7 protein-coding genes, 1 tRNA gene and 1 pseudogene are annotated in these 7345 nt (G+C 68.7%); 6 read left to right on the forward strand and 3 right to left on the reverse strand.

What is annotated here, in order from left to right; genetic code table 11:
- On the reverse strand, positions 1-667 hold a 667-nt coding region (gene uppP / locus OOT08_RS16890), incomplete at its 3' end, for an undecaprenyl-diphosphatase UppP (RefSeq protein WP_325093987.1).
- Between the two features lie 60 nt (positions 668-727).
- Entirely contained in the window at positions 728-2059 is a 1332-nt protein-coding gene (locus tag OOT08_RS16895; protein ID WP_325093988.1) for a M20/M25/M40 family metallo-hydrolase, read from the reverse strand.
- A 136-nt stretch (positions 2060-2195) separates the two neighbouring features.
- On the opposite strand from OOT08_RS16895, the gene OOT08_RS16900 reads away from it, so the two are divergent.
- Positions 2196-2280, forward strand: a tRNA-Leu gene (locus OOT08_RS16900).
- A 40-nt stretch (positions 2281-2320) separates the two neighbouring features.
- The gene (locus OOT08_RS16905) at positions 2321-2644 is read left to right on the forward strand and encodes a helix-turn-helix transcriptional regulator (RefSeq protein ID WP_325093989.1); all 324 of its coding nucleotides are present in this window, start codon (positions 2321-2323) and stop codon (positions 2642-2644) included.
- A 19-nt stretch (positions 2645-2663) separates the two neighbouring features.
- On the opposite strand, the gene OOT08_RS16910 is transcribed toward OOT08_RS16905, so the two are convergent.
- Positions 2664-3956, reverse strand: a complete 1293-nt coding sequence (locus OOT08_RS16910) for an alpha/beta hydrolase (protein WP_325093990.1) — start codon at positions 3954-3956, stop codon at positions 2664-2666.
- A 207-nt stretch (positions 3957-4163) separates the two neighbouring features.
- Between OOT08_RS16910 and OOT08_RS16915 the strand changes: the two genes are divergently transcribed.
- From OOT08_RS16915 to OOT08_RS19235, 4 genes and pseudogenes are all read left to right on the forward strand, one after another.
- A complete protein-coding gene (locus tag OOT08_RS16915; RefSeq protein ID WP_325093991.1) occupies positions 4164-5210 on the forward strand; it encodes a FecCD family ABC transporter permease in 1047 nt (348 codons plus the stop codon).
- Positions 5207-6262: a FecCD family ABC transporter permease gene (locus OOT08_RS16920; RefSeq protein ID WP_325093992.1), complete on the forward strand. Its 1056-nt coding sequence runs from the start codon at positions 5207-5209 to the stop codon at positions 6260-6262. Before OOT08_RS16915 ends, OOT08_RS16920 begins: the two co-directional genes overlap by 4 nt.
- Positions 6259-7140, forward strand: a complete 882-nt coding sequence (locus OOT08_RS16925) for an ABC transporter ATP-binding protein (RefSeq protein ID WP_325093993.1) — start codon at positions 6259-6261, stop codon at positions 7138-7140. Before OOT08_RS16920 ends, OOT08_RS16925 begins: the two co-directional genes overlap by 4 nt.
- A pseudogene (locus OOT08_RS19235) lies at positions 7124-7345 on the forward strand (hypothetical protein); the annotation flags it as partial. The gene OOT08_RS16925 and the pseudogene OOT08_RS19235, both read left to right, overlap by 17 nt.

Here is a 7345-nt window from a genome sequence, read left to right on the forward strand (position 1 = left end):
GGGTCTCGCCCGGGCCGAAGACCGTGACCTCGCCCCAGGTCTTCACGAGCTGGTACCCGCCCGATCCGATGACGGCGGGGATCGCGAGCAGGAACGAGTACCGGGCCGCGGCCTCGCGCGTGTAGCCGAGCATCAGGCCGGCGGTGATCGTGCCGCCGGAGCGGGACACGCCGGGGATGAGCGCGAGCGCCTGCGCGAAGCCGTAGATCAGCCCGTGCTGCCAGCTGAGCTTGTCCAGGGTCAGCGCCTTCTTGCCCGCCCAGTCGGCGAAGCCGAGCAGGAGGCCGAAGGCGATCAGGGTGCAGGCCACGAACCACAGGGAACGGAACGTGGTCTCGATCTGGTCCTCGAAGAGCAGGCCGAGGATGACAATCGGCAGGCTGCCGAGGATGATCCACCAGCCGAGCAGGACATCCGGGTCGGTGCGCTTGGTCTTGCCGCTGAACTGCTGGAACCAACTGCCGATGATCCGGACGATGTCCTTCCAGAAGAAGATCACGACCGCGGCCTCGGTGCCCAGCTGGGTGATCGCCGTGAACGCCGCTCCGGGATCACCCCCGCCGGGGAGCACCTCGCCAACGAGCCGCAGATGGGCGCTCGATGAGATGGGTAAAAACTCGGTCAGTCCCTGCACAATGCCGAGAATGATCGCCTCAATAAAGCCCATGTGGGGTTCGCTTTCCGTAATTCAGCGCGGGGTCGCCCGCAATCGTGACCAGCGTTCAGGCTAGTACGTCCGAAGGAAGTCTGTCAGCACCCGGTGGCCGAAGCTGAGCGCGTCGAGCGGCACGCGCTCGTCGACCCCGTGGAACATCCCCGGGAAATCCAGCTCAGCGGGGAGTCGGAGCGGGGCGAAGCCGTACCCGGCAATTCCCAGCTTGCTCAGCGCCTTGTTGTCGGTGCCCGCCGCGAGCAGGTAGGGGATGACCTCGGCCTCCGGGTCGAAGCGGCCGAGGCTCGCGCGGATCGCGTCCGCGATCTCCCCGGAGAAGGGCGCCTCCAGGGAGACGTCGCTCACGACCGTCTCGATCTCGATGTTCGGCCCGACGAGCTCGCGGATCGTGGCGAGCACCTCCTCGGCCTGGCCGGGCACGGTGCGCACGTCGATGAGCGCCTCCGCGGCGTCGGGGATGACGTTGTGCTTGTAGCCCGCCTTGAGCATGGTGGGGTTCGTGGTGTTGCGCAGGCTCGCGTGCAGGAAGCCCGCGCCCGTGCCGGTGCGCAGGATGATCTGCTCCGGGTCGGCCTCGACCGGGTCGACGCCGAGGATCTCCGCGATCCGGTCCACGAGCCCGCGCGTGGTCTCGCCCAGGGAAATCGGCCAGTCGTGCCGACCGATCTTCGCGATCGCCTCGGCCAGGTGCGTGAGCGCGTTGTCCTCGATCACCCGGGAGCCGTGCGCGGCGACGCCCCTGGCGCGCAGGCGCAGCCACTGCATGCCCTTTTCGCCGGTCTGGATGAGGTAGGCGCGGGTGCCCTCGATGTCGATCGAGTAGCCCCCGACCTCGCTGACGGCGGTGCCCGCGCCCGCGAACAACTCGGGGTGGTGCTCGACGAGGTAGTGCGAGCCGTACGCGCCGCCCGCCTCCTCGTCCGCGAAGAAGGTGAGGATCACGTCGCGGCGGGGCCGCTCCCCCGCGCGCAGGATCTCCGCGACGGCGGTGAGCATCATCGCGTCCATGTCTTTCATATCGACCGCGCCGCGGCCCCAGAGCATGCCGTCCTTGACGACGCCGCCGAAGGGGTCAACGGACCAGTTCTCGGGGTCGGCGGGCACCACGTCGAGGTGGCCGTGCAGGACGAGGGCGGGCAGCTCGGGAATCTGGCCGGGGATGCGCACGATGACGTTCGCGCGGCCGGGCGCAGACTCGATCGTCTGCGGCTCGAGGCCGAGGCTTTCGAGGAAGGCAACGACGTAGGCGGCGGCTTCGGCCTCGCCCTTGCTGTTGCCCTCCCCATAGTTGGTGGTGTCGATGCGGATCAGGTCCCGCGCAATTCGCGCGGTTTCGTCGAGGTTCATGCTGTCGTCGCTGGCCACAGTGCCCGGTTCAAGTGTCATGATCTCAGGCTATCGGACGCCGCGACACACGCGGCTTTCGCGCATGATTTTTCCACGGGAGCGGTCCCGTGCTACTGTTTCTCTTGTTCGGAAAACGCAAGAAACACAGAAACAAACGCAGGACTGAACAGCATTCGCGCGAGTGGCGGAATGGCAGACGCGCTAGCTTGAGGTGCTAGTGTCCTTTATCGGACGTGGGGGTTCAAGTCCCCCCTCGCGCACAGCGAATGAGAACGGCCCGGTCCTTGTGACCGGGCCGTTTTGCGTTTCCCGGGGTGCTGCCACCGGCCGCTTCGCCCCCCGGGGGGCGACCGCGGTGCCCTCATCCTGCTGCTGCGGCAACGCGGACGGCTCTCCGCGGTCACGCTTGCGCGTGAGCTGGAGGTCTCCGTCCGGACGGTGCAGCGCGATTTCGACGCGTTATCGTCCGCCGGGGTTCCGGTCTTCGCTGAGCGCGGCAGATATGGCCGCTACGAGTTGCTGCCGGGCTTTCGCGCGGAGCTGACCGGCATGAGCGCCGAGGAGGCTGCCGGAATCGTCTCGGTGGCAGGCGGCCAGGGCCGTCGAACAGTCGGCCTGGCCTGACCCGGGCGCGCAGCGGCGGTCACTCCGCGGGGAAGAAGAACTGGATCGCGTCCAAGAGCCCCACCCGCCAACAGGCGAAATCGTGACCGCCCGTATATTCCCGGGCCCGGTGTTCGATGCCAGCGCCGCGCAGGATGTCCCGGAACTCCCGATTCGACACCACCATGTCCCCCTCCGTATCTCCGACCTCATGAAAGATCCGGATGCGGCCCGCGAGCCCGGGGGCGGCAGCCGACCACAGCCGCAGTTGCAGACCCGCGGGTTCCGTGGGGTGATCGATCGGCCACCAGAACGACGCCGATTGAACCGCCGCATTCGCAATCTGATCCGGGATCCGGCGGACCAGGTCCGCCGCCGCCAGACCACCCAGGGACGCGCCAGCGACCGCGCGACGGTGCGCCTCGGCGGGGACGGGAACTCGCGCGCCCGCCCAGGGCAGGAGTTCCTCCAGGAGGAACTCCGACAGCCGGTCGTGCATGCCCAACACGAGTGGGCGATCTGCTGGGCGCACGGGCGCATACCCGATGACGAGCGTCGGCGCGATCCGCCCGCTTGCGTGCAGGGCGTCCAGGCCAGGGAGCACGGGATACTCGTGCTGCAGCCGGTCGCCGTCGGCGCAGATCAGCACTCCGACGGGCGCTCCGTATGCGGGATGCGGCGCCGCCGCCCACACCGACATCTCAACGCCCAGCGCGGCGGAGCGAATGCTCGCGCGGTGCACCGTGGCGGCGGGGACCCGCGGGAGATCTCCGGGCTCGGGAGCGGTGCGGCGCGCAGCCCCGGTCGCCTCGGAGCCCGCGGGGAACGTCTCCGGCGCGTCCGGGAGCGCGAGTACCGTCGCCCGCCCGCCCTCCACGGCCCGGATGACCTCGACGGCACGGCTCAGCGGCACGGTTCTTCCGTAGACGGCTCGCCAACGTTCCCGGTCCGCGCCGATCGTGAGATCGAGGGCGGGCTGGATGAGTAGGGACACCGTGCCCCGAAACCGACTGGGCAGTTCGAATGCCGCGGCGTGCACCGCAACGCCGCGCACGTGCGCGCGGTCGAGCAGAAAATGATCTAACCGCTCACGCAGCAGGTGCGTGAGGGTGCCAATCAGCACGAGCGCTGATTCCGCCGGGTCGCACACCGGGCGGAGGAACGTCACGATCCGGTGACCCGGTCGCTCACTGGCGTCCACGAGCACGCCCCCGGCGCGCTCGATTCCCGCGAGCAGGTCGGGCTCCTGCCGCGCACGACGCTCGAGTCGCGCTCGCAGCTGCTCGGGGCTGGAGCGCCGGGGCAGCGGGGGGAGAAAAGCACGGTCGTTCATGGCACACCGCCGTCACGTTCGTAGGTGATTTCCCTTCGGACACGCAGATGGGCACCGCACGGAGCGTCGCCAATGGATCAGCGAAACGTCTCCTTGCCGGTATTCATCATACGAAACTAAGCATAGCCTTACTTTTTTGGATTCGGTCAGCTACGCTCGTGACGGATCGAACGACCCGGCTGCTGGGGAGCAAACAGGAAGAGGGACATGATTGTCACCCCGCCCATCCGGCAGCAAGCTGAGTCCCCGGCACCGTTGCGACGGACCCCGCGTCGTCGACTGGCGACGCTCGCCCTCCTCGGCTGCGCCCTCGTCGGCTGCCTTGTCCTCTCTCTCCTCGTGGGGTCCTCGGCCATTCCCCTCGGACGGGTCTGGGAGCTCCTGCAACACCCCGATGACTCCTACGACAGCTACGTGGTGAATACGCTGCGGGTCACCCGCACGTTTATCGGGTTCATCGTCGGGCTGTCCCTGGCCGTGGCCGGGGCCGTCATGCAGGCGGTGACGCGCAATCCCCTCGCCGACCCGGGACTGCTCGGGGTGAATTCGGGGGCCGCGCTCGGCGTGGTGCTGGGGGCGAGCGTTGGCGGCCTCACCTCGTTCCCAGCCCAGTTCCTGCTCGCGGCGGTCGGCGCGCTCGTGGCGACCTTTCTCGTCTTCAGCGTGGGCTCCTGGGCCGGGGACGGCTCCCCCGTGCGCTTGGTGCTCGCGGGGGTCGCGTTTTCCGCCGCGGCCGGAGGGCTGATCCAGGCCATCCTGCTGACCAACCCCCAGGCCTTCGACACTTTCCGCTTCTGGGACGTGGGAGCCCTCACGCGCTCCGATAGCACGGTGGGATACGTGGTCATCCCGGTGCTCCTCGGCCTCGCGCTCGTGCTCATCGTGTCTCGGGGACTCGCGAATATCGCGCTCGGGGACGATATCGCGGCCGCCCTGGGCACCAAGGTGGCCCGAGTGCGCGCCGTGTCCATTCTCGCGCTGACGCTCCTGTGCGCCTCAGCAACCGCGATCGCCGGCCCCATCGGTTTCGTCGGGCTGATGGTCCCGCTCGCCGTCGCGTGGCTGCTCGGACCGGCGCGGGGCTGGATCCTCGCCGTCAGCGCGGTGGCCGGGCCGGTGCTGGTCTTGAGCGCAGACATCCTGGGCAGGCTGCTGGCCCGCCCCTCGGAACTGCAGGTTGGCCTCCTCACCGCGTTCGTGGGCTCCCCCGTGCTGCTGTTCATGGTGTTTCGGCTGCGGGGTGATGCGCGGTGACCGAGAAGGCCTCCATTGCCCCTCCCGGGACCTGGTGGATCCGCCTGGGACGCGGCCACTCGGTGCTCCTGCCCCGCAAGACCTCCGGCGTGGGACTCGCCCTGCTTGGCGTCTGCATCGCCCTCGCGGTGGTCGGGATCGGCCTCGGGGCGAGCCAGTACTCCTACGCGGACGTCATCCAGGTGTTACAGGGCACCGGTTCCGGGCCCGCGCAGCTCGTCATCGTCGAGTGGCGACTGCCCCGCATCATCCTCGCGATCAGTGACGGCTCGGCGCTCGGGATCGCCGGGAGTCTGTTCCAGGCGATCACCCGAAACCCCCTGGGAAGCCCCGATCTGATCGGCTTCACGATGGGGGCGCAGACGGGGATTTTGCTTGCCGTTCTGGTGTTCGGCGGAACCCTGCTCTCCGTGTCCATCTCGGCGCTGGTGGGCGGACTCAGCGTCGGGGCGGTGATTGCGCTCCTGTCGCTCCGGGGTGGTTTCGGGGGATTCCGACTCATCCTGGCCGGGATTGCCCTCAGCTCCATGCTCGGTTCCCTGAACCGCTGGCTCATCGTGCAGGCGGACCCGGACACCGCGTTCGGGGCGCTGAGGGCGGTGACCGGCTCGCTCGCCAACGCCGATTGGGCGCTTGCCGTGCCGTGTAGCGTGGGCATCCTGCTCGTCACGCTCGTGGTGCTGACCCGGTCCCGGGGGCTCCGTTCGTTCCAGCTGGGCCCGGATATCGCTCAAGCCCTCGGCACCTCCGTCAACCGCACCCAGATCTCCCTGCTCATCCTCGGCACCGCGCTCGTCGCCCTCGCGACGATGGCGGCTGGCCCGATTGCCTTCGTCGCGCTCATCGCCCCGCACCTGGCGCGCCTGCTCACCCAGCAGGGCGGAGCCAACGTGTTCCTGTCCGGCGTCGTCGGCGCAGCGCTCCTGCTCAGCGCTGACCTGATCGGCCAAACGATGCTCGACAGTCTTCCCGTTGGGGTCATCACCGGGGCCGGCGGCGGCCTCTACTTCATGGGCCTGCTCCTGATGCAATCGCGCAGGAGAACCCGATGACCCGCGGCCAAGATCCGGCGGTGCCCCGGATGAGCGTGCGGGAGGCGGAGCTGTCCTACGGGAAACACGTGGTGGCCCAGGGCCTGAACGTCAGCATTCCGGCGCAGGAATTCACCGTGATCGTCGGGCCGAACGCGTGCGGGAAATCGACCCTGCTGCGCGCCCTGTCCCGGCTCCACCTCCCCACGCAGGGGTCCATCCTGTTAGACGGAGGGGATATCCACCGGCTCCCGACGCAGGCGGTCGCCAAGCGGGTCGGCCTCCTCCCGCAGAGCAACATTGTCCCGGAACGGATGCTCGTCCGCGACCTCGTGGCGCGGGGCAGGTCGCCCCATCAGGGCCTCTTCCGCCAGTGGAGCCGCAGTGACCACGACGCCGTCGAGCGCGCCCTCATGCTCACCGGGACCGCGGAACTAGCCGCTCGCCCGGTCGATGAGCTCAGCGGGGGCCAGCGCCAACGGGTGTGGCTCGCCCTGGTGCTGGCGCAGGAAACCGAGACAATCCTGTTGGACGAACCAACCACCTTTTTAGATCTCGCGCACCAACTCGACATCATGGAGCTGTGCCGCCGCATGCACCGGGAGGAAGGCCGAACGATCGTCGCGGTGCTCCACGACCTCAATCAAGCGGCCCGATACGCGGGACACCTCATCGCGATGCGCGACGGATCGGTTCACGCCATCGGCACTCCCGACGCCGTCGTGACCGCAGACAATGTGCTCCGCATCTTCGGCGTGCCAGCGCTGGTGATTCCAGACCCGATCACCGGCACCCCGCTCGTGATCCCGACCGTTTCGAAAACCGCGGCACAACGCCACGGGGAAGAACACGACCCCCGAAGCAGAGCCAGAAAGGCCAAAAATGCTGATCAACCGTAGCCCTCACCCGAAGAGACGCGCCCTCGCCCGAGCCCTCGGGCTCCTCACGGTCGTCTCGTTTGCTGGGGCATTGACCGCGTGCGCACCCGGCGGAGACGCCGCCGAGGAAGCAACCAGCCCATCCGCGGGCCAGGACGCGTGGCCGCGCACGGTGGAGACCGCCGACGGAACGCTGACCCTCGAGGCCGCCCCGAAACGCATCGTC

The organism is Leucobacter sp. M11 (assembly GCF_035726885.1).
Classification (GTDB): domain Bacteria; phylum Actinomycetota; class Actinomycetes; order Actinomycetales; family Microbacteriaceae; genus JAPFRB01.

Coding starts and splice junctions, on each gene's coding strand:
- OOT08_RS16895 (WP_325093988.1), bottom strand. CDS start 2,059: ATGACACTTGAACCGGGCACTGTGGCCAGCGACGACAGCATGAACCTC.
- OOT08_RS16910 (WP_325093990.1), bottom strand. CDS start 3,956: ATGAACGACCGTGCTTTTCTCCCCCCGCTGCCCCGGCGCTCCAGCCCC.
- OOT08_RS16915 (WP_325093991.1), top strand. CDS start 4,164: ATGATTGTCACCCCGCCCATCCGGCAGCAAGCTGAGTCCCCGGCACCG.
- OOT08_RS16925 (WP_325093993.1), top strand. CDS start 6,259: ATGACCCGCGGCCAAGATCCGGCGGTGCCCCGGATGAGCGTGCGGGAG.